Genomic DNA, 23,739 nt, shown 5'->3' with positions numbered 1-23,739 from the left:
GGGCGCTTTCAGGTCCCTACGGGCAGCCGCTGCTCGAACCAGACCACCTTGCCGGTGCCCAGCCGGGTGGCGCCCCAGCGGTCCGCGCACCGGGCCACTATCTGCAGCCCGCGCCCGCGTTCGTCCTCCGGACCGGTACGGCGCGGGCGCGGCAGCAGCGGGCTGTCGTCGCCGACCTCGCAGCGCAGCCGGGTGGTGCGCACCAGGCTGAGGGTGACCGGTCGGGTCGCGTGCTGGACGGCGTTGGTCACCAGCTCGCTGACCATCAGTTCGGTCGCCTCGCTCAGCTCGTCCAGCCCCCAGCGGCGCAGCGTGTGCGCGGCCAGCCGGCGGGCCCGGCCCGGCGTCTCGTTGCGCGGCTGGAGGTACCAGTGGGCGACGTCCCCGGCCGGGATCCCGTCGAAGCAGGCGCCCAGCAGGGCGATGTCGTCGCCGCGGTCGCCGGGCGGCAGGATCCGCAGCGCCTCCTGGCACAACTGCTCGGGGGACTGCCAGCGAGCGGCCGCGATCTTCGCGCGGAGCACCTCCAGCCCGTCGCTGAGCGGACGGCTGCGGGTCTCCACCAGGCCGTCGGTGAACAGCAGCAGCGCCGAGCCGGGCGGCGCGGGCAGTTCGACGGAGTTGAAGTCCACCCCGCCGACCCCGATCGGCGCCCCGGAGTCCAGCTCCACCAACTCGGCCGTGCCGTCCGGGCGGACCAGCACCGGCGGGACGTGGCCGGCGTTGGCCAGCACCACCCGGTTGGCGATCGGGTCGTACACCGCGTACACGCAGGTGGCCAGGTGCTGTTCGCGGCCGAGCCGCTGGGCCTGCTCGTCCAGGTGGTAGAGCACCTCGTGCGGCGGCAGGTCGAGCGCGGCCAAGGTCTGGGCGCTGGTGCGCAGTTGGCCCATGATGGCGGCCGAGGTGAGCGAGTGGCCCATCACGTCGCCGACGATCAGGGCGACCCGGTTGCCGGGCAGCGGCACCGCGTCGTACCAGTCCCCGCCGACCTGCGCGCCGCGCTCGCCGGGCAGGTAGCGCTGGGCGAGCCGGACGCCGTGCGACTGCGGCAGGCGCAACGGCAGCATGCTGCGCTGGAGTTCGTTGGCTATCTCCCACTCGCGGGCGTACCGCAGCGCGGTGTCCACGGCCAGCCCGGCCTGGGTCGCCAGGTGCGCGGCGGTCGCGGTGTCGGCCGCGTCGAAGGCCGGGCGGCCGGTGCGTTCAGGAGGCCGGCGGATCAGCACCAGCAGGCCGAGGACGGCCTTGCGGCCGCGCAGCGGCAGGGCGACGACCGAGGTGCCGGGGGCCAGCCGGGCCAGCCCGCGGGTGCCGTACAGCTCGCGCAGTAGCGCCTCGGTGCGCTCGGCGGCGGGCGTGCCGAGGACGGCCGACTCGGCGGGGCGGCGGCTCAGCAGGATGTGCGCCAGCGCGCCGCCGCGGGTGACCGGGGTGGCCGGGCCGGTGTCGGCGGTCGAGCGGGAGCCGTACCGGGAGCGGTGCCGGTCGTCCGCGCCGCTCTTGCGACCGCGGCGGCCGATCCGGGTGCCGGTGCTGTGGTGGATCCGCAGCTCCTCCGGGAAGCCGGGCTCGCGCTCGACGTTGGGCAGCGGGTCGCGCAGGTGGACGACGGCGGCGTCGGCGAGGGTCGGGACCAGCACCCGGCCGATGTTGCGCAGGGTCGCGGCCAGGTCGAGGGCGCTGTTGATCCGCCGGGTCGCGGCGTCGAGGTAGGCGAGGCGGTACGCCATCTTCTCCGCCGCCCCGTTCGTCGTCCCTTCCGCCGCCCTTTCCGTCGCCCCGGCGCGCTCCAGCCGGGCCGCCGGCGGCTTCGCCGGGACCGGTGGCCGGGCCGGGAGCCGGCGGCGCTGGCCCGGGACGGCGGACGGCGGCTCCGCCTCGGTCTTGAGCTGGTCGCGCACGGCTGCCTGTCCTGGATTCGGTGTGGTCTGGTCGGTGGAGTGCTTCTGGTCCTGTGGTCGGTCAGCCGACGCGTCGACAGCACAGGAACAGCTGTTCCTCCGGCGGCAGCGTGGTACTGGCCGGCGCGTACGGATGCCCCGAGCACTCCTCGACGGCGAAACCGGCGGCGACCAGAACCCGTTCCAGATCCTCCCTCAGATACCCACTGATCCGCAGCTCTCTGCCAAGGAACGGAAGCGGAACGTGATCCAAGTCCGCCTCGACCATACCGAGCGCCAGCAGTCCACCCGGCCGCAGGAGTTCGCGCAGGCGCTTCAGTACGGTCGGGATCTCGTCCTGCGGCAGCAGGATCAGCGAGAAGAACGCGGTGACGGCGGCGAAGGAGCCCCGGCCCGCCGGGCCCAGCGCGGGCGCGCCCCAGACCCGGTCGGCGCGCTCGGTGGCCAGATCGTACAGGTCCATCCGGTGGAACTCGGCCGGACAGGGGCCTTCGGTTCGCGCCTGACGGGCCAGCGTGACCATCGCGTCCGAGAGGTCGATCCCGGTCACCCGCAGCCCGCCGGCGGTCAGCTGGCGCACGGTCGGCTCGCCGGTGCCGCAGCCCACGTCCAGCACCCGGGCGCCTGGTTCGAGCGCGTCGAGCAGCCGCCGCCGGCACTCCAGCTGCCCGTCCTTGGCGGGGAACGCCTCGCCGTACCCGGCGCCGATGGTGTCGAAGGCGACCGCCTGCAGGGCCCGTGCCGCCCGGCGTCGTCGCACGTCGGGGCCGTCGTCGCCGGCGTCCTCGCCGACGGGGAACGCGTCGGATATCTGTCCGGTCGTCACGTTGAGGGGCACCCTTCCACCCGTGGCCTCCGGTGGGCTCCTCCGCAGCCTCCTGGGCCGCTGCCGGTGGCGGTACGTCACGCTCCCCGCATCACACAGACGGCCTGCACCCCGACACGTTGTCGGCAGACACTCGTGTGCGTACTGGCATCTGAGAATATGCGTGATCACTGCGCCATGGGGTCCGTTTCCGGCCAACTCGTCGTGCTCGGGCCGATGTGGCCCGGCCCGCGGAAGCACTCCGGTGCGGGCGGGGTGGTGCGCGGGGCGCCGCACGCCGGATTCCGCGCCGGGGTGGCGGCGCTGACCTGCGGTTTCACCGGTCCGCAGGCTGACAATCGGACGTTTATCGAACGTCAATCGGCGGGGTGCACAGTTGGATCCAGCGCCGGGGAAGCGTTGAGGGCGCTCCCGCAGCCGGGGGGCTGCGGGGGCGCCGACGCGCTGATCGGGGGAGGTGCTCCGTCGGGGGGCGGAGGCCTCAAGGCGCGGGGGGAGAAGAGAAGGGCTCGGTGTGCTGTCGGGAGATGAGGTCCGCCACGGGGGAGGCCTCCGGCACACCGAGCCGCGTGAAGATCGCGTGCGCCTCCTGGAGACAGGCGAGGCCACGCGCCGGCTGGGCGAGGGCGAGCAGTGCCTCGCCCAGGGCGGCATTGGCGAGGCCCTGGCAGTAGGCGGAGTCCAGCTCCTGGGCGATCGCGAGTGACTCGCCGGCGGCCTCGGCGGCCTCGGCCGGCTGCTCGGCGACGAGCAGGGCGGAGGCGAGACGGGCCAGGGTGTAGCCCTCCCAGAGCGGGTTGCGCTGGGACTGGTAGAGCTGGTGGGCCTCGCGCAGGTGCGGGACGGCCTCGGCGCCGGGGAGCACCACGCCCAGTTGGTAGAGGGTCTGGGCGAGCAGCGGGCCGTTGTTGGACTCCCGTGCTGCCGCGACGCCCTCACCGGCGGACTTGACCGCCGTTTCGGTCATGCCGAGCCGGTGCTGCACCCGGGCGATGTTGCTGATCAGCCTGGCCTCACCGATGGCTGTACCTACCTGCCGGTTGATGGTGAGGGCCTGTTCGAGGAACGGCAGGGCCTCAGCCGGACGGTTGCCCACGCTCAGAATCACGCCCAGCATGTTGGCCGTAGCCAGGAGTAGGACGGTTGGGTCGTCCGCTGTCTGGTGGTCCAGGCTCTTGCGGAAGGACAGCTCTGATCCCTGGAAGTCGCTGGTAACGGACTGCAGGTTACCGAGGGCGAAGTGCACCCGAGCGAGCACAGCGCTGTCTCCCCGGTGCTCCGCCTCGCGGCCGACGGTTTCCAGGATCTGCCGCACCTGGTGGCCGTGGGTGGGGTCCGGTCCCAGGTTATACAGCATGATCAACAGGTCGATCGCCGCGTGCTGCGAGGCGCGGGGGCCGTTCGCCGCCGCAGCTGTGGCGCTGAGCAGCAGGGCTCCCTCGGTCCGGAGCCAGTCCTGAGCGGATCCGCTGGTCGGCAGCCCGATTCCCGGTGAGGAGGGCGTGGTCAGCAGCTCCGGCTCCGCATCCTCCGGCTCGATGGTTCGGGCCGCGTTGCGGACGGTCGGGATCAAGAGGTCGAGCAACCGCAGTACAGCCCGCTCCTGTTCCCCGGTGTCCCCGATCCGCTCGTTCTTCCGCTGCGCGTAGAGCCGGAGCAGGTCGTGGTAGCGGTAGCGGCCAGGGGCGAAGCACTCCAACATATTCGCCTCGACCAGCGTCTCGGCGAGGTCCTCGGCCGTGTACTCGTCCACGCCGAGCAGCGCCGCGGCGGCCGCCAGCGGGATGTCGGGTGAGTCGATCAGGGCGAGCAGCCGAAAGGCGCGGGCCTCGTCCACGGACAGCTGTCCGTAGCCGAGCCCGATGGTGGTCTCCACGGCGAGGTTGCCGAGTTGGAGTTCGTCCAGGCGCCGCCGCTGGTCCGCTAACCGACTGGCCAGGTCGGAAACGCTCCAGCGCGGGCGGCTGGCCAGTCGGGCTGCGGCGATGCGGACAGCCAGCGGGAGGAACCCGCAGGCGGTGACCACCTTCATGGCCGCCTCCAGCTCGGCTGCGACGCGGTGTTCACCGACGATGGCCGAGAATAGCGAGAGTGCCTCGTCCGGCGTCAGCTCCTCGACGTCGAACAGTTGGGCGCCCGGGATGCCGGCCAGCCGGGATCGGCTGGTAGCGAGCACGGCGCAGCCGGAGACGCCGGGAATGAGCGGCCGGATCTGGTCGGCGTCCCGTGCGTTGTCGAGCAGGATCAGCATCCGTCGGCTGGCGAGCAGCGAGCGGTAGAGCGCGGCGCGCTGTTCGAGCGAGTCGGGGCTCTCGGTGACACCGAGCGCGTGCAGGAAGTCGCCCAGGACGACCACCGGATCCGCGGGCGAGGCGCCCGCTCCGCGCAGGTCGACGTAGAGCTGACCGTCCGGGAACTCGGCACGGACGCGGTGGGCGACGTGGACGGCGAGGGTGGTCTTGCCGACCCCGCCGATGCCAGCCAGGGAGGTCACCACCACGGCCTGGCCGGTGGCGTTCATCAGTACCGTCGAGAGGTCGCCCACCAACTTCGACCGGCCGCTGAAGTCCGAGACGTCGGCGGGGAGCTGCGCCGGAGCAGGGCGTGGGCTCGGGCCGTCCTCGCGGGCGGCGAGGGCGGGGACCGTCGGGAGGGTGAGCGTCGGATCGGCCGCGAGGATGCGGTTGTGCATCGCGGACAGGCCGGTGCCCGGCTCGACCCCGAGTTCCTCGATCAGGAGCTTGCGGGTGTCGGTGTAGACGCCGAGCGCCTCGGCCTGGCGCCCGCAGCGGTACAGCGCCAGCATCAGCAGTTCGCGCAGGCGCTCGCGCAGCGGGTGCTCGGCCGTCAGGTTGTTGAGCTCGAGGACGATCTCGGCATGCAGGCCGATGTCGAGGGCGGCGGCGCACAACTCCTCAGCGGCGGCGACCTGGCGCTCCGCCAGCCGCAGCCTCTGGGCGTCGGCGTAGGGGCCGGGGATACCGGTGAGCGGACGGCCGCTGAACAGGTCCAGTGCCTGTGCCAGCAGTCGGTGTGCCTCGCGCTTGTCACCCGAGGCGCGGGCCGTCGCGGCCTCGGCGGAGAGCCGCTCGAAGACCGAGAGGTCGAGGGCCTCGCCCGGAATGCGCAGGGCGTAGCCGTCGGCGACCGAGACCAGTAGTTCGGCGGGGCGACGCACCTCCCGCTGGGGCTCGATGACCGCGCGCAGGCGGGAGACGTACGTGCGGAGGGCGGCCACGGCCTGGGTCGGAGGCCGCTCGCCCCAGAGCGCGTCGACCAGGTCCTGGGTCGTGACCGGCCGTCCGGAATGCAGCAGAAGAGTGGTCAGAACGGCCTGTTGCTGGGGGGAGCCGAGGGAGAGGGGTTTCCCGTCGAGCCAGGCCTGGACCGGGCCGAGGACTTGGAAGCGCAGCGCAGGGGCCTGCGGCGTCTCCCGAAACTCCATGAAGTCCCCCGATGGCCTGTGGTGTCGATTCCGTGAAACGGCGCTCGGCGGTCCGCCACGGTGCTTCAGCTTAGGCGGAGGCCCGACTCCGCCGGACGGCACCGCAAGCCGCACGATGTTTATCGGACATTTAATCAACCTTACGATACTGTCCCCGCGCCCGCGCCACGGAGGTCGGGCTGGACACATTTGATGACCGAAAGGCGGCCGCCCAATGGCCAATGACCAGAGCGAGACCCCGGTGCCGTCGACGCCGCAGAACGCGACGCAGACCAGTGCCCCGGCCGCCGCTGTGGAGGCGGGCAAGGCTGTCGAGGGCGCGGTGGCCGCGTCCTCGGGCCCGGCCGGGTACACCGCGCCGACCGATGCCGACAAGACCGCGTTCGAAAACGGCCCGTTCGGTGACGAGGGCGAGTACATAAACGAGCCCGCCGCGCCGGGCAAGGGCGAGACGGATGGCCCGCTCGAGCCGCTGAACGTCATCGGCGGCCACCCGTAAGCAGCCTTCGCCGAGTGCCCCCGCGCCCCCGTCCGGGCGCGGGGGCACTGTCGTGATGTGCGCGCCAATTCGTGTGCGGGTCCATCGGTGGCCGATTCCGGCCCTCGGCGCACGCGTGGTGACCGGGTTCACCCGTAACGTGCCCGGCGGAACCCCCGGGGGCGTTCCGGAATTCCGGATTCACCGGGGATTACCGGCGCCCCGAATGCCATGGTTTGCGTGGGTTCGCCGCAATTACCGGGGCTGATCGCATTCAGCCGAATCGCGGGGCTCGGTGGCCGGTGAGACGTGGTTCGGTTCGGCCGTCCATTCGCGGCCGCCGTGCTCGGGGCGCAGGTAGTGCTCGCCGCCGATGGTGTCCATGTAGATGCCGGTGCGTCCGGTTCTCCGGTCGAGGACGAGTTCACCCACGTGCGGCCGGTAGGCCGGGGCGTTGCGCTGTCGGATGGTCACCGCACTGCTCCTTCGCTCCGTCGGCGACTGGCAGACATCTCTAGAGAAGCTAATATCTCTAGAGATGTCAACGGTCGTATCTCCTTACTACCGACCGCGGGCGCGCCTACGATTTGTCCGAGGGAGAGGGAGCGGCGATGACCGGCAGCAGTGGCGACAAACGGCCCAAGTACCAGCGGATCGCCGACTCCCTGAAGGCGGCCGTCGACGCCGGCCGCTACCGCGCGGGCGACCGGCTGCCCGGCGAGAACGACCTGATGGACGAGTACGGCGTGGCCCGGATGACCGCCCGCCAGGCGCTGGGCGTGCTGCAGAGCGAGGGCATCGCGGAGGCCCGCAAGGGCGCGGGGGTGTTCGTCCGGGACTTCCGGCCGCTGCGTCGACGCGGCATCCAGCGGCTGGCGCAGGGGCAGTGGGGTTCCGGTCGGTCGATATGGTCCGCGGACATCGACAACCGCAGCCTGGTGGTCGACCAGGTGTCGGTCACCGAGCAGGGCGCGCCCGAACACGTGGCCCGGGTGCTCGGGGTGGAGCCGGGCGTCCCGATGTGCGTGCGGCACCGCCGCTTCGTCCTGGACGGCAAGCCGGTGCTGCTCTCCATTTCCTACCTGCCGGCCGTCCTGGTCGCCGGCACCGCGATCACCCGCGAGGACACCGGTCCCGGCGGCACCTACGCCCGGTTGGCCGAGCTCGGCGCCAAGCCCGTGCACTTCCGCGAGGAGGTCCGCTCCCGGATGCCCGCCGCCGAGGAGGCCGCCCGCCTCGAACTCTCCGCCGGCACCCCGGTCATCCTGATCTGCCGCACCGCCTTCGCCGACGAGGGGCAGGTCGTCGAACTCAACGAGATGATCCTCGACGCCGCCTCCTACGTCCTGGAGTACGACTTCGACGCATGAGGCGGGCCGAGGTCGTCAGTGGCTCGGATCCGCCAGTGCTTCCGGCTCTTCGACGGCCCTCGCCACCCCGGGGCGGTCGGCTCCGTCGCGGGCGACGGCAGCCGTGAGCCGTTCGGCGTTGGCGGGCGAGCGCAGCAGGTAGTCGGCCTCCTGCCAGGAGGCGAGGCCCGAAGCCGCTTCGCGCAACGCCCGCTTGCAGGCCTCGTGGACCCGGATGGTCGGCTCGAACTGACCTGCGGCGGCCCGCCGGGACAGCTTCTCCAGGGCCTCCAGCCGCTTCCGGCGGACAACAGCGTCGTCCGCCATGTCCTTCGCCGTCTCCATGGAGGGCACGGTATTCACGTTCGCAGCTCGCCTGCACATGGAACCGCCCCGGCCGCGAGGGGCGGCCGGGGCGGTCCGGGGGCGTGCGGGAGCGTTCCGCCGGGCGGCGGCTACTCCTTGGAGCGGATCCGCAGGTTGGTGATCAGCGGGCCCTCGGTGGTCTCGCGGAAGAAGTCGTTGCCCTTGTCGTCGACGACGATGAAGGCCGGGAAGTCCTCGACCTCGATGCGCCAGACGGCCTCCATGCCGAGTTCGGCGTACTCCAGCACCTCGACCTTCTTGATGCAGTCCTGGGCGAGGCGGGCGGCCGGGCCGCCGATGGAGCCGAGGTAGAAGCCGCCGTGCGCGGCGCACGCGTCGGTGACCTGCTTGCTGCGGTTGCCCTTGGCGAGCATGACCATGGAGCCGCCGGCGGCCTGGAACTGGTCGACGTAGGAGTCCATCCGGCCGGCCGTGGTGGGGCCGAAGGAGCCGGAGGCGTAGCCCTCGGGGGTCTTGGCCGGGCCGGCGTAGTAGACCGGGTGGTCCTGGAGGTACTTGGGCATGCCCTCGCCGGCGTCCAGGCGCTCCTTGATCTTGGCGTGGGCGATGTCGCGGGCGACGACCAGCGTGCCGGTGAGCGAGAGCCGGGTCTTGACCGGGTACTTGGACAGCTCGGCGCGGATCGCGGTCATCGGCTGGTTGAGGTCGACGCGCACCACGTCGTCGTCGAGGTGTTCGTCGGTGGTGTCCGGCAGGTACTTCGCCGGGTCGGTCTCCAGCTGCTCCAGGAAGACGCCCTCGGCGGTGATCTTGCCCAGCGCCTGGCGGTCGGCGGAGCAGGAGACGGCCATCGCGACCGGCAGCGAGGCGCCGTGGCGCGGCAGCCGGACCACGCGCACGTCGTGGCAGAAGTACTTGCCGCCGAACTGGGCGCCGATGCCGATCTTCTGGGTCAGCTCGGTGACCTTGGCCTCCAGCTCGAGGTCCCGGAAGCCGTGGCCGGTCTTGGCGTTGCCGGAGGTCGGCAGGTTGTCCAGGTAGTGCGCCGAGGCGTACTTGGCGGTCTTGAGCGCGAACTCGGCGCTGGTGCCGCCGATCACGATGGCCAGGTGGTACGGCGGGCAGGCGGCGGTGCCGAGCGAGCGGATCTTCTGCTCGAGGAACGAGAGCATGCTCGCCTCGTTCAGGATGGCCTTGGTCTCCTGGTACAGGTACGACTTGTTGGCGGAGCCGCCGCCCTTGGCCATGAACAGGAACTTGTACGCGTCGCCGTCGGTGGCGTACAGCTCGATCTGGGCCGGCAGGTTGTTGCCGGTGTTCTTCTCGTCCCACATGGTCACCGGGGCCATCTGGGAGTAGCGCAGGTTGAGCTTGGTGTACGCGTCGTACACGCCGCGCGCGATGGCGGACTCGTCCGCGCCGGAGGTCAGCACGTTCTGGCCGCGCTTGCCCATGACGATCGCGGTGCCGGTGTCCTGGCACATCGGGAGGATGCCGCCGGCCGAGATGTTGACGTTCTTCAGCAGGTCGAGCGCGACGAAGCGGTCGTTGGGGCTGGCCTCCGGGTCGTCCAGGATGCGGCGCAGCTGGGCGAGGTGCGCCGGGCGCAGGTAGTGCGAGATGTCGTGCATCGCCTCGGCCGTGAGCAGGCGCAGCGCCTCGGGCTCGACCTGGAGGAAGGTGCGGCCGCCGGCCTCGAAGGTGGAGACACCCTCGGCGGTGAGCTTGCGGTACGGGGTCGGGTCAGCGCCCAGGGGGAGCAGGTCGCTGTACTCGAAGTCTGGCGTGGGAGCCATCGGGGCGGTCCTTAGTGTCCAGTTGGTCCGGCTGCGTCGGCGAAGCACCATCCAGGGTAAGACCCGGTCGTGGTGGGCATGCGGACAGGTCAGCCTTGCTCGAGTGCTCCCCCAGGCGAAGGCGGGGCCCGCCTTCGCCTGGGGGATTTCTGGCTCGTGCTGCGTGGTCGCCCTACGGGCGGCCACGTCCTGCGCGCTCAACCCCAGCCGGGTTCAGACCTGCCCGGTGGAGCATCACGTGGGCGGAGTTCTTGTCTCTCGGAGACGAGGCGCCGCACGCGGTACAGGTGTAGGTGCGCATTCCCAGCGGCAGTGCGTGCTTGGCTCTCGCTCCGCAGTGCGCGCAGTCCATCGTTGTGTGCGCGGGGTGGATCAGGTGCACGGCCCTGCCGTGCTTGCGGCCCATCTCGATCAAGGCCGTCTTGGTAGCGCCGATGGCGGCGTCAGCGGCCTTTTTGGCCATGGAGGTCGTGGCGAGGAACTTCGGTCGGAAGTCCTCCACTGCGATGTGGTCGTGGTCCCGGACAACGGTCTTGGCCCACTTGCGGGCGGTGTCCTGGCGCTGCCGGGCGACCTTCTTGTGCAGCTTCGCGGCCTGCCGTCGCGCCTTGCGATAGCCCTTTGACTGGGCCTCTCCCTTCGGCCGTTCGCGGCGCTTCATCTGCCGCTGGTGCTTCGCGAGCCGCTGCGCGGCCTTCTTGCCGTGCTCGGCGTGTGGGAGATCGTGCGCGTCGGATGTGGTGGTGGCGATCTCCTTGACGCCCCAGTCGATGCCGATCACCGCTCCTGTCCTGGGCAGCGGTTCGGCGGTCGCGGGGACGACGAACGAGGCGTACCAGTGCCCAAGGTGTCCTGGTACACGCGAACCGAGGACGGCTGGGCGGGCAGATCCCGCGACCACACCACCGTCAGGACGATCCCGCCCGCGAGGTGCGGACGGCCGTCCTGGAGGCGGAAACCGCGCCGGGTGTAGTTCAAGCTCGGCAGGGCTTCACGCTTCTTCTTCGGCTTCGGCATCCCCGCCCGGCGGTGCACCGGCAGCCGGTCCTTGATGTCCTTCTGCGCCTTCGCGCGGGACTTCGCGAAATCCCGGATGATCTGCTGCTGCGGTACCGAAGCGCCCTCGCGCATCCACCCCATGGCGGCGCGGGCCTCGGTCAGCATCTTGTCCAGCTCCGCCGGTCCGCAGGTCACCTTCAGCGCACCATCGAGCCGGGTGCGGTTGGCGATGTGCCGCTGCCGGGACTTGGCCACGCACTCGTTCCACACCCACCGGCACCTGCCCCACTCCGCTTCGAGCGCGGCACGGGCGGTGGCGGACACGCGCAGGCGGTAGGCGTACCGGGCATGCCCGGCATCCTCCACGGTTTCCTGCCGCGCTTCCATCATGTCCTCGAAACACCGTGATCCGCTTTGCTCTCAGGCTTCCCTAAGGCTTGCACACGCGACTGACACTTCCTCCGGTTGTCAGGTGACCTGGCTCACTTGGGCGACAGTGCGAGCGACTAGGCTTGGCTCGTGGACAACTCGCCGTCGCAGGACGACCTGGGGCAGCCGCCGGTGCCGGCTCCCGTGCCCCTGACGAAGCCCGAACTCAAGCCCCAGCCCGAGACCAAGCCGCAGCCCTCGCACGCCCCGGTGGCGGAGGCGGAGATGCGGGTCTCGGACGCCGACCGCGAGCGGATCGCGGAACTGCTGCGGGACGCCTACGCCGAGGGTCGCCTGGACGCGGAGGAGCACGCGGAGCGGATCGAGGCCGCGTACGCCGCCAAGACCTTCGGTGACCTCGTCCCGCTGACCCGGGACCTGCCCGCGCACCGGTCGGTCTCCTTCGACAAGTCGCCGCTGGGCGCCCATGAGCCCGCCCCCGCACCGGCCCGGCCGCTGCCGCCGGCGCGGCAGGAGGCCCCGTCGGTGGTGGCGGTCTTCGGCGGCGCGGCCCGCAAGGGCCGCTGGCGGGTCGGCTCGCACCTGACGGCCTTCACCGCGTTCGGCGGGGTGGAGATCGACCTCACCGACGCCGTCTTCGAGTCCCCCGAGGTGGAGATCACGGTGACCGCGATCTTCGGCGGGGTGGAGATCCGGGTGCCGGAGAACGTGAGCCTGCTCGGCTCCGGGGTCGGCGTCTTCGGCGGGTTCGACGTCCGCGAGCAGACCGCGGCCGACCCGTACGCTCCGGTCGTGCGGGTCAAGGGCGTTGCCCTGTTCGGTGGTTGCAACGCCAAGCCGCGCCGGGGCAAGAAGCTCAAGGAGTGGGTGCGCAAGCAACTCGGTACGGAATAGCCCGAATTGACCTGCCGAGTGCCCGGCCCGGGATCAACTCCCGGCCGGGCACTCGGTGTTGTGCCCGGTGCACTCCGTAGTCGATTGCGTGCAGTGTGCATGAATCGCGGCCGGACGGGGTAGTTCCTTCCGCACATCGCTTCTCGTGCGGCTGTGCACCGGAGGCGGCCCAGTGGCCGTCCCGGGCGTTGGACAGCGGGGGCTCGCAGCCGGGCGGGGGAGCGGGGTTCCCCGTGTCCGAGAGCCTCGTCAGGAGTACGGCCGTGCTGCATCCGATCGAGTCCCGCACCACCTCGCCAGTCGCCGCCGCGCAGTTGCTGGAGCGCCGTCCGGCCGTCCGCCCCCAGCCGCAGCCCCCGGGCGGCGCGGCGGGCGCGGCCGCGGGCGAGGACAATCCGTGGCACACCGGTGCGGCCTGTCGGCGGGACGAGGCGGGGCTGTTCTTCGCGCCCTCGAAGGAGCCGACGGCGGCCCGGCTGTCGCGGGAGGAGCAGGCCAAGCAGGTGTGCGCCCGCTGTCCGGTGCTGCTGGAGTGCCGTGAGCACGCACTGGCCCAGCCGGAGCCGTACGGGGTCTGGGGCGGGCTGACGGCCGCCGAGCGGCGGGTGGTGCTGGCCCGGCGCCGCCGCCGGGACGCGGAGCTGCGCGAGGCGGCCCGGGTGGCCACGGCCGGGCGCCGGATAGCCGGCTGACGGCGGGCCGAAGACTGGTCCGAAGACTGGTCCGAAGGCCGGCCTGAAGACCGGCCCTGACTGGCTCGAAGGTAGGCCCCAACCGGCCCGCGGCCCGGGCCGGCGCGGCCGGCCGGCTGGAAAAGCCTCGCGGCCTCGGCGGAGGGGGATTCCGCCGAGGCCGCGTGGTGAGCCGGTCGCGTCCGGGTCAGTTGGCGCGGTCGAAGTCGATCGCGCTGTAGGCCCGCAGCTTCGACAGCTTGTGGACGGAGTTGATCTCGCGGATCGTGCCGCTCTTGGAGCGCATCACCAGCGAGCTGGTGGTGGCGGTCTCCGAGCGGTAGTGGACGCCGCGCAGCAGCTCGCCGTCCGTGATGCCGGTGGCGACGAAGAACACGTTCTCGCCGCTGACCAGGTCGTCGGTGGTGAGCACCTGGTCCAGGTCGTGCCCGGCGTCGAGGGCCTTCTGCCGCTCGGCGTCGTCCTTGGGCCACAGCCGGCCCTGGATCACGCCGCCCATGCACTTCATCGCGCAGGCCGCGATGATGCCCTCCGGGGTGCCGCCGATGCCCATCAGCAGGTCGACGCCGGTGCCCTCGCGGGCGGCCATGATGGCGCCGGCCACGTCGCCGTCGGAGATGAACTTGATCCGGGCGCCCGCCTCGCGGATCTCCCGGACCAGGCCGTCGTGGCGCGGGCGGTCGAGCACGACCACGGTGACGTCCTCGACGGCGCTGCCCTTGGCCTTGGCGACCCGGCGGATGTTGACGGCCGCCGGGGCGGTGATGTCGACGAACTCCGCGGCCTCCGGCCCGGCCACCAGCTTGTCCATGTAGAACACGGCGCTGGGGTCGAACATGGTGCCGCGGTCGGCGACGGCCAGCACCGCCACCGCGTTGTTCATGCCCTTGGCGGTCAGCGTGGTGCCGTCCACCGGGTCGACCGCGACGTCGCACTCGGCGCCGGTGCCGTCGCCGACCCGCTCGCCGTTGTACAGCATCGGGGCTTCGTCCTTCTCGCCCTCGCCGATGACGACCACGCCGTTCATCGAGACGGTCGAGACGAGGGTGCGCATCGCCTTGACGGCGGCACCGTCCGCGCCGTTCTTGTCGCCCCGGCCGACCCACCGGCCGGCGGCCATCGCGGCCGCCTCGGTGACCCGGACGAGCTCGAGCGCGAGGTTCCGGTCCGGAGCCTCGGGCGCGACCTCCAGGGCGCTGGGAAGGTGGTGCGGGTACTGCGTGGTCATCGTCGTTACCTCTCTGTACGCGACGGCCAGTGAGCGCCCGACTACTGCCTGGTCGAACGCCGTGGTGAGGGTGATGCGATCGTATCTGCCCACGAGATGACTGTCTGTGGCGCGGGTCGCCACCCTGTGGCGAAATGCACTGCTTCGTCCTGCTTCACCCGGACGTGCACACCCCGGGTGGCCCCGCCGGAATGTGGATGAGTCACCATGTGGGGGTGGCTGCAGAGAGCAAGGGCATGAGGGGTCGGCAGACCGTACGGGACATGGTCCTGTCGATGCTGGCGGTCGGTTTCGTCGTCTGGATCGGTTACCTGTTCCTCCCGCACGACGCGGACAGGGACCCGGTGCACGTGGTCGAGTACAAGGTGGCGGCGGCCTCGGCGAAGCGCGCCGCGCCCTACCCGCTGCTGTCCCCGGACGGGCTGTCCGACAAGTGGCGGGCGACCTCGGTCAGCTACACGCCGGCCGACCTGAACGGCGGCAAGGGCAACGCCTGGCACCTGGGATTCGTGACGCCCTCCGGCCAGTACGCGGCGGTCGAGCAGGCCGACGTCCCGCGCGACAAGCTGCTCGCCGACAAGGTCGCGGGCGCCCAGCCGGACGGCAGCTCGGACGCCGCCGGGCACACCTGGGAGCGGGTGCAGGGCGACAAGGCCCGGGCGCTGACCGCCCAGAGCGGCTCGGCGACCACCCTGGTCACCGGCACCGCCTCCTACCAGGAACTCGCCGAGCTGGCCCAGGCGCTCAAGTAAGGCCGGCCCCCGGCAGGCATGCGGAAGGGCCCGCACCGGACGAACCGGTGCGGGCCCTTCGCCGTCGCGGAGTGCGATCAGATCGTGGTGTGCGCTCAGATCGTGGTGACGACCTGCTCGTACGCCAGGCGCGGGGAGCGGTCGAACCAGGCGTCCTCGCCCGGCTTGCCGATGTTGACCACGGCCAGCACCGAGTGCTCGCCGTCGCCGAAGAACTCCTTGTCGATGCCCTCGGCGTCGTAGCCGGTCATCGGGCCGGCGGCCAGGCCGGCGGCCCGCACGCCGACGATGAAGTAGGCGGCCTGCAGGGCGCCGTTCAGCTTGGCGGACTGCTCGCGGACGGCGCGCTCCGCGAAGAACACGTCCTTGGCCTGCGGGAAGTGCGGGAACTGGGTCGGCAGCTCCTCGTGGAACTCGTTGTCCGCGGCCAGGATGGCGACCAGCGGGGCAGTGGCGGTCTTGGCCTTGTTGCCGTCCGCCAGGTGCTGGACGAGGCGCTCGCGGGCCTCGGCCGAGCGGACCAGGACGACGCGCAGCGGCTGCTGGTTGAAGGCCGTCGGGCCGTACTTGACCAGGTCGTAGATGGCCTGGACCTGCTCGTCGGTGACCGGCTCGTCGGTGAAGGTGTTCGCGGTGCGGGCCTCGCGGAACAGCAGGTCCTGAGCGGCGGCGTCGAGTACCAGGGCGTCGGTGGTCATGCTTCTGCACCTCATGCGGAAGAGGGGTTCGTCGGTGTGACCGGCGTGGCCGATCAGCTCCTCCAACATAGGTGAAGATTCAACGATTCCCCAAGGGGGTGTGATCCGCCTCACTCCCCGCCCGGGCCCGCGCCCTCCTCGGCGGCCAGCGCGGCGTCCAGTCGGGCCCGGGCGCCGTCCAGCCAGCGCTGGCAGACCTTCGCCAGCTGCTCGCCACGCTCCCACAGCGCCAGCGACTCCTCAAGGGAAATTCCGCCGTTCTCCAGCTGCCGGACCACCTCCAACAGGGCGTCCCGGGCGTGCTCGTAGCCCAGCGCGTCGTCCGGGGTCGGCGCCGTCGCGTCCTGCTGCTCCTGCTGCTCTGCCATGGGTGCCAGCGTAGGGGCTGGCGCCGACAGGAAGCCCGCGCGGCCCGAAACCCGGGTGCGCCCGGCCGACCGGCGGCGCTAGCCTCCGCCGCATGACCGAGGTCCGACCCGCCGTCCCGGCCGACGCGCCCGAGCTCGTCCGACTGCGCAACCTGATGTTCGAGGCGATGCCCGGCATGGCCGCCCTGGCCGGCCCCGGACCCTGGCAGACCACCGCCGAGCGGATGCTGCGCGAGCGCCTCGCCGCCCCGGCCGAGGAGCTGACCATGCCCTCCTTCGTGGTCGACGACCCGGGGCGGCCCGGCCGGCTCGCCGCCTGCGCCGTCGGCACCCTGGAGGAACGGCTGCCCTCGCCCGGCAACCCGGACGGCCTGTTCGGCTTCGTCTTCAACATCTGCACCGACCCCGACCACCGGCGGCGGGGCTACGCCCGGGCCTGCACCGAGGCGCTGCTGGACTGGTTCGACGGCCGCCGGGTCGGCCGGATCGACCTGCACGCCAGCAGCGGCGGCGAGGCGCTCTACCGCAGCCTCGGCTTCGGCGAGCACTCGATCGCGCTGTCCCGGCAGCGCTCCTACTAGTTCTCCGCCCTAGTTGTCCGCCACGGCCACGTCGAAGCCGCCGCCCGCCACCCGGGCGTGCAACCCCTCCCCGGCCGAGACCTGCGCCGGGTCCGTCACCACGGTGCCGTCGGCCCGCTGCAGCACCGCGTAGCCGCGCTCCAGGGTGGCCGCCGGGGAGAGCGCGACCACCCTGGCCAGGGTGTGGCCGAGGTCGCTCTGGGCTTGGTCCAGCCGGTGCCGCAGGGTGCGCCGGGCTCGTTCCAGCAGGCCCTCCACCTCCTGGCCGCGTCCGTCCAGCATCCGATGCGGGGCGGCCAGCACCGGGCGGCTGCGCAGCCCGTCCAGCCCGTGCTGCTCGCGCTCGACCCGGCCCAGCACGTGCCGACGGGCGCGGTCGCGCAGCTGGCGGACCTTGGCGAGCTCCTCGCCGACGTCCGGAACCACCCGTTTGGCGGCGTCGGTCGGGGTGGAGGCGCGCAGGTCGGCGACGAAGTCCAGCAACGGCTGGTCCGGCTCGTGCCCGATCGCGCTGACCACCGGCGTCCGGGCGGCCGCGACCAGCCGCACCAGCCCCTCGTCCGAGAACGGCAGCAGGTCCTCCACGCTGCCACCGCCCCGGGCCACGATGATCACGTCCACCTCGGGGTGCTCGTCCAGCTCCCGGACGGCCGCGCTCACCCGCTCCACCGCGCTGATCCCCTGCACCGGGACGTTGCGCACCTCGAAGCGCACGGCCGGCCAGCGCCGCCGGGCGTTCTCCAGCACGTCCCGCTCGGCCGCCGAGCCGCGCCCGGTGACCAGCCCGACGCACTGCGGCAGGAACGGCAGCCGCCGCTTGCGCTCGGCCGCGAACAGGCCCTCCCCGGCGAGGCGCCGCTTCAGCTGCTCCAGCCGGGCCAGCAGCTCGCCCAGGCCCACCGGCCGGATCTCCGAGGCCCGCATCGACAGCTGCCCGCGGGCCGCGTACCACTCCGGCTTGGCGTGCACGACGACCCGCGCGCCCTCCTGCACCACGTCCGCGACCTCGTCGAACACCTTGCGGAAGCAGGTGACCGTGAGCGACACGTCGGCCTGCGGGTCGCGCAGGGTCAGGAACACCACGCCCGCCCCGGGGCGCCGGCTGAGCTGGGTGATCTGCCCCTCGACCCACACCGAGCCGAGCCGGTCGATCCAGCCGCCGATCAGCGCGGATACCTTGCCGACCGGGAGCGGGGCTTCGGGGGAGCTGGTGTTGGCCATGCGTACGAGGCTAGCGGCGCCCGCCGACACCGTCCGTGCTGCCCTGGACGCCGAGCACCACCAGTCCGACCGCCAGCCAGACCAGTCCGACCAGCTGCGCCGGGGTCGAGGCCTCGTGGATCACCGCGCCGATCACCGCGATGCCCAGCAGTGGGACGAGCAGGTGGCGCGGCCGGTCGCGCGAGCCGTGCCGGACGGTGTACCAGCCGATCACCGAGGCGTGCAGCAGCGCGAAGGCGGTCAGCGCGCCCATGTCCACCACCGAGGTCAGCTGGTCCAGCCCGTCGTCCCGGTCGGCCGCCCGGACGGCCGCCGCCACGGTGATCACCGCGGCCGGGGGCAGTGCCCGGCGCCGCACCGCGCTGCCCGGGCCACCGCGGCCGAGGCGCCGACCGCCTCCTCGACGAAGGTCGCGATGGCGTCGAAGCCCAGGTAGGAGAGCACCGCGACGGAGACCGCGGCGAGCACCGCGGTGAGCGAGAAGTCCCCGACGGCGGTGAACGGGGTGTCCCAACCGCGCCGGGTGCCGTGCTGCGCCAGCACCACCACGGCCGCGACCACGAACACCACCAGCGCCGCGAGCTCCAGCGCGAGCACCGCGAAGCCGACCGCGTCCGCCGTCCGCACCCCGATCAGGTTGAGCGCCGTGGTCACCACCACCGCGATCGCCGTCCACAGCCAGCGCGAGACCCCCGGCACCAGCGAGTGCAGCGCGATCCCGGAGAACAGGTAGGCCACCGCGGGGATCAGCAGGTGCCTGCCGTCGGCGCGGCTTCCCCGCCGCGGGCGGCGGGGCTCCGGGTCCCCCGTACGATGGAGCCATGTCCAACACCGCGCAGCGCCGTGTCCTGCTCGCCGCCCCCCGGGGCTACTGCGCGGGTGTCGACCGCGCCGTGATCGCCGTGGAGAAGGCCCTGGAGCAGTACGGGGCGCCCATCTACGTCCGCAAGCAGATCGTCCACAACAAGTACGTGGTGCAGACCCTGGAGAAGAAGGGCGCGATCTTCGTCGACGAGACGGAGGAGGTGCCCGAGGGCTCGATCGTCGTGTTCTCGGCGCACGGCGTCGCCCCGGCCGTCCACGACGAGGCCCGGGCCGGCAAGCTCGCCACCATCGACGCCACCTGCCCGCTGGTCACCAAGGTGCACAAGGAGGCCGTGCGCTTCGCCGACGAGGGCTACGACATCCTGCTGGTGGGCCACGAGGGCCACGAGGAGGTCATCGGCACCATGGGCGAGGCCCCGGACCGGATCCACCTGGTGGACGGTGCCGAGGACGTCGCCAACGTGCAGGTTCGGGACGAGTCCAAGATCGTCTGGCTGTCCCAGACCACGCTGTCGGTGGACGAGACCATGGCCACCGTCGGCGAGCTGAAGAAGCGCTTCCCGGCGCTGGTCAGCCCGCCCAGCGACGACATCTGCTACGCGACCCAGAACCGCCAGGTCGCGGTCAAGCAGCTGGCCCCGGAGACCGACCTGCTGATCGTGGTCGGCTCCAAGAACTCCTCCAACTCGGTCCGCCTGGTCGAGGTCGGCCTCGAGTACGGCGCCAAGGCGGCCCACCTGGTCGACTTCGCCGAGGAGATCCAGGAGTCCTGGCTGGAGGGCGTCACCACGGTCGGCCTGACCAGCGGCGCCTCGGTGCCGGAGATCCTGGTCGACGGCGTGCTGGAGTTCCTGGCCGCGCGCGGCTTCGACACGGTCGAGACGGTCAAGACCGCCGAGGAGCACCTGATCTTCTCGCTGCCCAAGGAGCTGCGCCGCGACCTGCGCGCCGAGGCCGCGGGCAAGCTGTAAGCCGTCCGTCGAGGACCCGGTGCCCGGTGCGGGCACCGGGTCCTCTGCCGTGCGCGGCCGCCCGGGCTCTCGTAGGTTTGAGCCGAGTTCTGTGCACAGGCTGTGGACGAGCCGGTCCACGGCCGAACGGCGGAGGGTGGAGCGATGGCGGCGGTATTCGGCGTGGACATCGGCGGTTCGGGCATCAAGGGTGCCCCGGTCGACCTCGCCCGGGGTGTGCTCGCCCAGGAGCGGCACAAGGTGCTCACCCCGCAGCCGTCCGAGCCCGAGGCCGTGGTCGCCGCCGTCCGCGAGGTGGTCCGGCACTTCGACCACCAGGGCCCGGTCGGGCTGACCTTCCCCGGCGTGGTGGTCGGCGGGCGCACCAGAACCGCGGCCAACATGGACCACGGCTGGATCGGCCTGGACGCCGCAGGCCTGTTCCGCGAGGCGCTGGACCTGCCCGCGACCGTCCTCAACGACGCGGACGCGGCAGGCCTCGCCGAGACCGCGCACGGCGCCGGGCGGGGCGAGCCGGGCGTGGTGCTGGTGCTCACCTTCGGCACCGGCATCGGCAGCGCACTCTTCGTGGACGGCAAGCTGGTGCCCAACACCGAGCTCGGCCACCTGGAGCTGCGCGGCAAGGACGCCGAGCGCCGGGCCTCCTCGGCCGCCAAGGAGCGGCACGGGCTGAACTGGGAGGAGTGGGCCGGGCGGGTCGACGAGTACCTGGACCTGGTGGAGAGGCTGTTCTCGCCGCAACTGGTCGTGATCGGCGGCGGGGTGAGCCGCAAGCACGAGAAGTTCCTGCCGCTGCTGAAGGACCGCGAGGCGCGGGTGGTGCCGGCGGAGCTGCGCAACGACGCCGGCATCGTCGGGGCCGCCATGGCGGCGGCCCGGGCGGCGCTCTGAGGGCCCGGGCTGACGGCCCGCGCGCTGAGGGCCCGCGCGCGGCGGTTCAGCGGAAGCGGGCCCTCAGCGGGAGCGGTGGATCCGGCGCTGGGCGACGAAGCGGGCGAGCACGATCAGCGCGGCCAGCCCGGTGCCGGAGAACAGCCAGCCGGCCCGCAGCGCCAGCCCGGTCGCCAGCCCCACCACCTGGGCGGTGACGCCCGAGGAGCTGACCGGCGCGAGCACCAGCAGGGCCAGGGCGAAGCCGATCGGCCCGCTGATCGGGGCGGCCAGCAGGTCGGCGTAGCGGACCCGGACGGCCAGCTGGAAGCAGACCACCAGGTAGCCGAGGCCGAACAGCCAGCCGAGGTCGCCGAAGAGCAGCCGGTCCAGGCCCGCCACCACGAGCGTGGCCAGCACCGCGACCACGCCGGTGCCGATCGCGGTCAGCCGGGTCGGCCGGCCGGTGCGGCGCCGCCCGTACACCCGCAGCCGACGCCCCGCGGACGGGCGCGCCGCCGCGGGCCGGTCGGTCACCGGACGTGGCCGGGCGGGGGGTGCGGCGGGGGCTCCGGTGCTGTCGGGAGCCCGGCCGGGACCGGGGACGGCGGCCGCGGCCGCGCCGTTCGGCGGACGGCGTCTGGGCCCTGGCGGCTGGGTACGGATGCTCTGCTCCACCCGCCCAACGTACGGTCCGATCATCGCCACACTGTGTAATGGACCGTTCAGGACTTGTCCCGTGTCTCCGGATGGCGTACTCCTGTGATCGTCACTCAAGGCGCTGACTGCTCGGCCGAGTCGACACATCATGATCATCTGATGACCGCATCGGGGACTGGCATGACCGCCGACTTCACCTTCGAACGCCTCGACCACTTCCAGCTCGACATCCCGGCCGGCGCCGAGGACGAGTGCCGCGCCTTCTGGTCCGGCGTGCTCGGCATGACGGAGCTCCAGAAGCCGCCGGTGCTGGCCGCCCGCGGCGGCTGCTGGTTCCGCGGCGGGGGCGTCGAGGTGCACCTCGGCGTCACCCCGGACTTCCGCCCGGCCCGCAAGGGCCACCCGGGCATCCTGGTGCGCTCGCTGGACGCCCTGGCCGAGCGGCTCACCGCGCACGGCCACGAGGTGATCTGGGACGACCACCACCCGGGCCACCGGCGCTTCTACTCCGCCGACAAGCTGGGCAACCGGCTGGAGTTCCTGGAGCCGCTGCCGGGCCCGACCGAGGCGTGAGGCGTACGGAGCGCTGCCCGTAGACTTGGGGGTCGGCCCGTACGGTGCCGACCCAACTCCTCCAAGCCCACGGGACTGCGCTTCATGTCGCTCACGATCGGAATCGTCGGCCTGCCGAACGTCGGCAAGTCGACCCTGTTCAACGCCCTGACCAAGAACGACGTGCTGGCGGCCAACTACCCGTTCGCCACCATCGAGCCGAACGTCGGCGTCGTCGGCGTCCCGGACGAGCGGCTGACCAAGCTCGCCGAGATCTTCGGCTCCCAGCGCATCCTCCCGGCCACCGTCGACTTCGTCGACATCGCCGGCATCGTGCGCGGCGCCAGCGAGGGCGAGGGCCTGGGCAACAAGTTCCTCGCCAATATCCGCGAGTCGGACGCGATCTGCCAGGTCGTGCGCGCCTTCACCGACCCGGACGTGGTGCACGTGGACGGCAAGGTGTCGCCCAAGGACGACATCGAGACCATCCACACCGAGCTGATCCTGGCCGACCTCCAGACCATCGAGAAGGTCCTGCCGCGCCTCCAGAAGGAGGCGCGCCTGAAGAAGGACACCGCCCCCGTGCTGGCCGCCGCCGAGGCCGCCCAGGCGATCCTGGAGACCGGCAAGACCCTCTTCGAGGCCGGTTTCGACACCGCCCCGATCCGTGAGCTGCACCTGCTGACCGCCAAGCCCTTCCTCTACGTCTTCAACGTGGACGAGGACGAGCTGGCCGACGAGGAGTTCAAGAACGCCCAGCGCGAGCTGGTCGCCCCGGCCGAGGCGATCTTCCTCAACGCCAAGATCGAGTCCGAGCTGATCGAGCTCGACGACGCCGAGGCCCTCGAGCTCCTCCAGTCCATGGGCCAGGACGAGCCCGGCCTCGCCACCCTCGCCCGCGTCGGCTTCGACACCCTCGGCCTGCAGACCTACCTCACGGCCGGCCCCAAGGAAGCCCGGGCCTGGACCATCAAGAAGGGCGCCACCGCCCCCGAGGCCGCCGGAGTCATCCACACCGACTTCCAGAAGGGCTTCATCAAGGCCGAGGTGATCGCCTTCGACGACCTGGTCGAGACCGGCTCCACCGCCGAGGCCCGCGCCAAGGGCAAGGCCCGCATCGAGGGCAAGGAGTACGTCATGCAGGACGGCGACGTGGTCGAGTTCCGCTTCAACGTCTGACCGCAACTCGCTTGGAGGGGGCCGGACTTCCGCTGGGAAGTCCGGCCCCCTCCGGCGTTCCGTGGTCAGGCCGGGACGGTGAGGGTGAGGGTGCCGTCGGGGGCGGTGGTGACGGTGACGGCTTCGAGGGTGGGGGCGAGGGCGTCGGGGTGGTGGGCGGCGGCGCGGGGGCCGATGCCGATGACGCGCATGCCGGCCGCGCGGGCGGCGGCGATGCCGGCGCCGGAGTCCTCGAAGGCGAGGCAGTCGGCGGGGGCGAAGCCGAGGGCGGCGGCGCCCTTGAGGAAGCCCTCGGGGTCGGGCTTGCTGGCGCCGACGGATTCGGCGGTGACCAGGACGGGCGGCATCGGGAGGCCGGCGGCGTCCATCCGGATCCGGGCGAGCGGCAGGTCGGCGGAGGTGACCAGGGCGTGCGGCAGGCCGGTCAGGGCGGCGAGGAAGGCGTCGGCGCCGGGGACCTGGACGACGCCCACGGTGTCGGCGCGCTCCTCGGCGAGCATCTGCTCGTTCTCGGCGAGGTTGACCTCGACCGGGCGGTCCGGCAGGAGTTCGGCCATGGTCGCGTGGCCCTGGCGGCCGTGGACGACGGCGAGCGCCGCGACCGGGTCGAGGCCGTGCCGCACGGCCCAGCGGCTCCAGCAGCGCTCGACCACGGCGTCGGAGTTGACCAGGGTGCCGTCCATGTCGAGGAGGAGGGCGCGGGCGGTGAACCGGACGGGGGTGGCGGGCACGGG

General features: G+C 72.2%; 22 protein-coding genes and 2 pseudogenes. 10 read left to right on the top strand and 14 right to left on the bottom strand.

Features of this window, described 5'->3' with window-relative positions; translation table 11 throughout:
* Positions 1 to 8: 8 nt before the first annotated feature.
* The 3 genes from ACWCYO_RS03390 to ACWCYO_RS03380 form a co-directional block, all read right to left on the bottom strand.
* Positions 9 to 1,733, bottom strand: a complete 1,725-nt coding sequence (locus tag ACWCYO_RS03390; protein WP_405000812.1) for an ATP-binding SpoIIE family protein phosphatase — start codon at positions 1,731 to 1,733, stop codon at positions 9 to 11.
* Between the two features lie 232 nt (positions 1,734 to 1,965).
* Positions 1,966 to 2,730 (bottom strand): methyltransferase domain-containing protein, encoded by a 765-nt coding sequence (locus ACWCYO_RS03385; RefSeq protein WP_449783190.1) that lies wholly within the window; start codon positions 2,728 to 2,730, stop codon positions 1,966 to 1,968.
* Between the two features lie 481 nt (positions 2,731 to 3,211).
* Positions 3,212 to 6,175: a BTAD domain-containing putative transcriptional regulator gene (locus ACWCYO_RS03380; RefSeq protein ID WP_449783189.1), complete on the bottom strand. Its 2,964-nt coding sequence runs from the start codon at positions 6,173 to 6,175 to the stop codon at positions 3,212 to 3,214.
* A gap of 214 nt (positions 6,176 to 6,389) precedes the next feature.
* On the opposite strand from ACWCYO_RS03380, the gene ACWCYO_RS03375 reads away from it, so the two are divergent.
* Positions 6,390 to 6,674: a hypothetical protein gene (locus ACWCYO_RS03375; protein ID WP_449783188.1), complete on the top strand. Its 285-nt coding sequence runs from the start codon at positions 6,390 to 6,392 to the stop codon at positions 6,672 to 6,674.
* A gap of 234 nt (positions 6,675 to 6,908) precedes the next feature.
* Here the strand turns inward: ACWCYO_RS03375 and ACWCYO_RS03370 are convergent, their stop codons facing one another.
* On the bottom strand, positions 6,909 to 7,127 hold the full coding sequence (locus tag ACWCYO_RS03370) for a hypothetical protein (RefSeq protein ID WP_270144481.1): 219 nt from the start codon (positions 7,125 to 7,127) through the stop codon (positions 6,909 to 6,911).
* Positions 7,128 to 7,264: 137 nt separating this feature from the next.
* Here ACWCYO_RS03370 and ACWCYO_RS03365 point away from each other — a divergent pair, with 137 nt between their 5' ends.
* Positions 7,265 to 8,023: a GntR family transcriptional regulator gene (locus ACWCYO_RS03365; RefSeq protein ID WP_270144479.1), complete on the top strand. Its 759-nt coding sequence runs from the start codon at positions 7,265 to 7,267 to the stop codon at positions 8,021 to 8,023.
* Positions 8,024 to 8,038: 15 nt separating this feature from the next.
* Here the strand turns inward: ACWCYO_RS03365 and ACWCYO_RS03360 are convergent, their stop codons facing one another.
* From ACWCYO_RS03360 to ACWCYO_RS03350, 3 genes and pseudogenes are all read right to left on the bottom strand, one after another.
* Positions 8,039 to 8,347 (bottom strand): type II toxin-antitoxin system prevent-host-death family antitoxin, encoded by a 309-nt coding sequence (locus ACWCYO_RS03360; RefSeq protein WP_449783187.1) that lies wholly within the window; start codon positions 8,345 to 8,347, stop codon positions 8,039 to 8,041.
* A gap of 110 nt (positions 8,348 to 8,457) precedes the next feature.
* Complete coding sequence (locus ACWCYO_RS03355; protein ID WP_270144475.1) at positions 8,458 to 10,125, bottom strand: fumarate hydratase; 1,668 nt, start codon at positions 10,123 to 10,125, stop codon at positions 8,458 to 8,460.
* A 172-nt stretch (positions 10,126 to 10,297) separates the two neighbouring features.
* Positions 10,298 to 11,511 (bottom strand): annotated as a pseudogene (locus ACWCYO_RS03350) (RNA-guided endonuclease InsQ/TnpB family protein).
* 132 nt (positions 11,512 to 11,643) lie between these two features.
* On the opposite strand from ACWCYO_RS03350, the gene ACWCYO_RS03345 reads away from it, so the two are divergent.
* Positions 11,644 to 12,408 (top strand): DUF1707 domain-containing protein, encoded by a 765-nt coding sequence (locus ACWCYO_RS03345; protein ID WP_449783186.1) that lies wholly within the window; start codon positions 11,644 to 11,646, stop codon positions 12,406 to 12,408.
* Positions 12,409 to 12,722: 314 nt separating this feature from the next.
* Entirely contained in the window at positions 12,723 to 13,100 is a 378-nt protein-coding gene (locus ACWCYO_RS03340) for a WhiB family transcriptional regulator (protein ID WP_405000811.1), read from the top strand.
* Between the two features lie 187 nt (positions 13,101 to 13,287).
* Here the strand turns inward: ACWCYO_RS03340 and glpX are convergent, their stop codons facing one another.
* A complete protein-coding gene (glpX, locus tag ACWCYO_RS03335) occupies positions 13,288 to 14,328 on the bottom strand; it encodes a class II fructose-bisphosphatase (protein WP_270144470.1) in 1,041 nt (346 codons plus the stop codon).
* A gap of 215 nt (positions 14,329 to 14,543) precedes the next feature.
* Between glpX and ACWCYO_RS03330 the strand changes: the two genes are divergently transcribed.
* Positions 14,544 to 15,080 (top strand): DUF4245 domain-containing protein, encoded by a 537-nt coding sequence (locus ACWCYO_RS03330; protein WP_270144468.1) that lies wholly within the window; start codon positions 14,544 to 14,546, stop codon positions 15,078 to 15,080.
* A gap of 95 nt (positions 15,081 to 15,175) precedes the next feature.
* Here the strand turns inward: ACWCYO_RS03330 and ACWCYO_RS03325 are convergent, their stop codons facing one another.
* Both ACWCYO_RS03325 and ACWCYO_RS03320 read right to left on the bottom strand, forming a co-directional pair.
* Positions 15,176 to 15,778: a malonic semialdehyde reductase gene (locus tag ACWCYO_RS03325; protein ID WP_270144465.1), complete on the bottom strand. Its 603-nt coding sequence runs from the start codon at positions 15,776 to 15,778 to the stop codon at positions 15,176 to 15,178.
* A 110-nt stretch (positions 15,779 to 15,888) separates the two neighbouring features.
* Positions 15,889 to 16,146, bottom strand: coding sequence for an exodeoxyribonuclease VII small subunit (locus ACWCYO_RS03320; protein WP_449783185.1), 258 nt, complete (start codon positions 16,144 to 16,146; stop codon positions 15,889 to 15,891).
* Positions 16,147 to 16,238: 92 nt separating this feature from the next.
* On the opposite strand from ACWCYO_RS03320, the gene ACWCYO_RS03315 reads away from it, so the two are divergent.
* A complete protein-coding gene (locus ACWCYO_RS03315; RefSeq protein ID WP_449783184.1) occupies positions 16,239 to 16,727 on the top strand; it encodes a GNAT family N-acetyltransferase in 489 nt (162 codons plus the stop codon).
* Between the two features lie 9 nt (positions 16,728 to 16,736).
* On the opposite strand, the gene xseA is transcribed toward ACWCYO_RS03315, so the two are convergent.
* Together xseA and ACWCYO_RS03305 are read right to left on the bottom strand one after the other, a co-directional pair.
* Positions 16,737 to 17,948, bottom strand: a complete 1,212-nt coding sequence (xseA, locus tag ACWCYO_RS03310; RefSeq protein ID WP_270144460.1) for an exodeoxyribonuclease VII large subunit — start codon at positions 17,946 to 17,948, stop codon at positions 16,737 to 16,739.
* A 10-nt stretch (positions 17,949 to 17,958) separates the two neighbouring features.
* Positions 17,959 to 18,704: pseudogene (locus ACWCYO_RS03305) on the bottom strand (amino acid permease); the annotation flags it as partial.
* A 65-nt stretch (positions 18,705 to 18,769) separates the two neighbouring features.
* On the opposite strand from ACWCYO_RS03305, the gene ACWCYO_RS03300 reads away from it, so the two are divergent.
* Positions 18,770 to 19,744 (top strand): 4-hydroxy-3-methylbut-2-enyl diphosphate reductase, encoded by a 975-nt coding sequence (locus ACWCYO_RS03300; RefSeq protein ID WP_270144458.1) that lies wholly within the window; start codon positions 18,770 to 18,772, stop codon positions 19,742 to 19,744.
* A gap of 144 nt (positions 19,745 to 19,888) precedes the next feature.
* Complete coding sequence (gene ppgK, locus ACWCYO_RS03295) at positions 19,889 to 20,635, top strand: polyphosphate--glucose phosphotransferase (protein ID WP_270144455.1); 747 nt, start codon at positions 19,889 to 19,891, stop codon at positions 20,633 to 20,635.
* A 63-nt stretch (positions 20,636 to 20,698) separates the two neighbouring features.
* Here ppgK and ACWCYO_RS03290 read toward each other — a convergent pair whose 3' ends face one another.
* On the bottom strand, positions 20,699 to 21,151 hold the full coding sequence (locus ACWCYO_RS03290; RefSeq protein WP_270144454.1) for a DUF6542 domain-containing protein: 453 nt from the start codon (positions 21,149 to 21,151) through the stop codon (positions 20,699 to 20,701).
* A gap of 282 nt (positions 21,152 to 21,433) precedes the next feature.
* Here ACWCYO_RS03290 and ACWCYO_RS03285 point away from each other — a divergent pair, with 282 nt between their 5' ends.
* Positions 21,434 to 21,847: a VOC family protein gene (locus ACWCYO_RS03285; RefSeq protein WP_449783183.1), complete on the top strand. Its 414-nt coding sequence runs from the start codon at positions 21,434 to 21,436 to the stop codon at positions 21,845 to 21,847.
* An 84-nt stretch (positions 21,848 to 21,931) separates the two neighbouring features.
* Positions 21,932 to 23,005 carry a redox-regulated ATPase YchF gene (gene ychF, locus ACWCYO_RS03280; protein WP_270144450.1) on the top strand — a complete coding sequence of 358 codons (1,074 nt, stop codon included), beginning with the start codon at positions 21,932 to 21,934 and terminating at the stop codon, positions 23,003 to 23,005.
* Positions 23,006 to 23,070: 65 nt separating this feature from the next.
* On the opposite strand, the gene ACWCYO_RS03275 is transcribed toward ychF, so the two are convergent.
* Complete coding sequence (locus tag ACWCYO_RS03275; protein WP_405000810.1) at positions 23,071 to 23,688, bottom strand: HAD-IA family hydrolase; 618 nt, start codon at positions 23,686 to 23,688, stop codon at positions 23,071 to 23,073.
* Between the last annotated feature and the right edge of the window lie 51 nt (positions 23,689 to 23,739).

This window comes from Kitasatospora sp. NPDC001683, from assembly GCF_053596495.1.
Note: the sequence above shows the minus strand (reverse complement) of the source record. Positions and strands in the feature narration are given on the sequence as shown.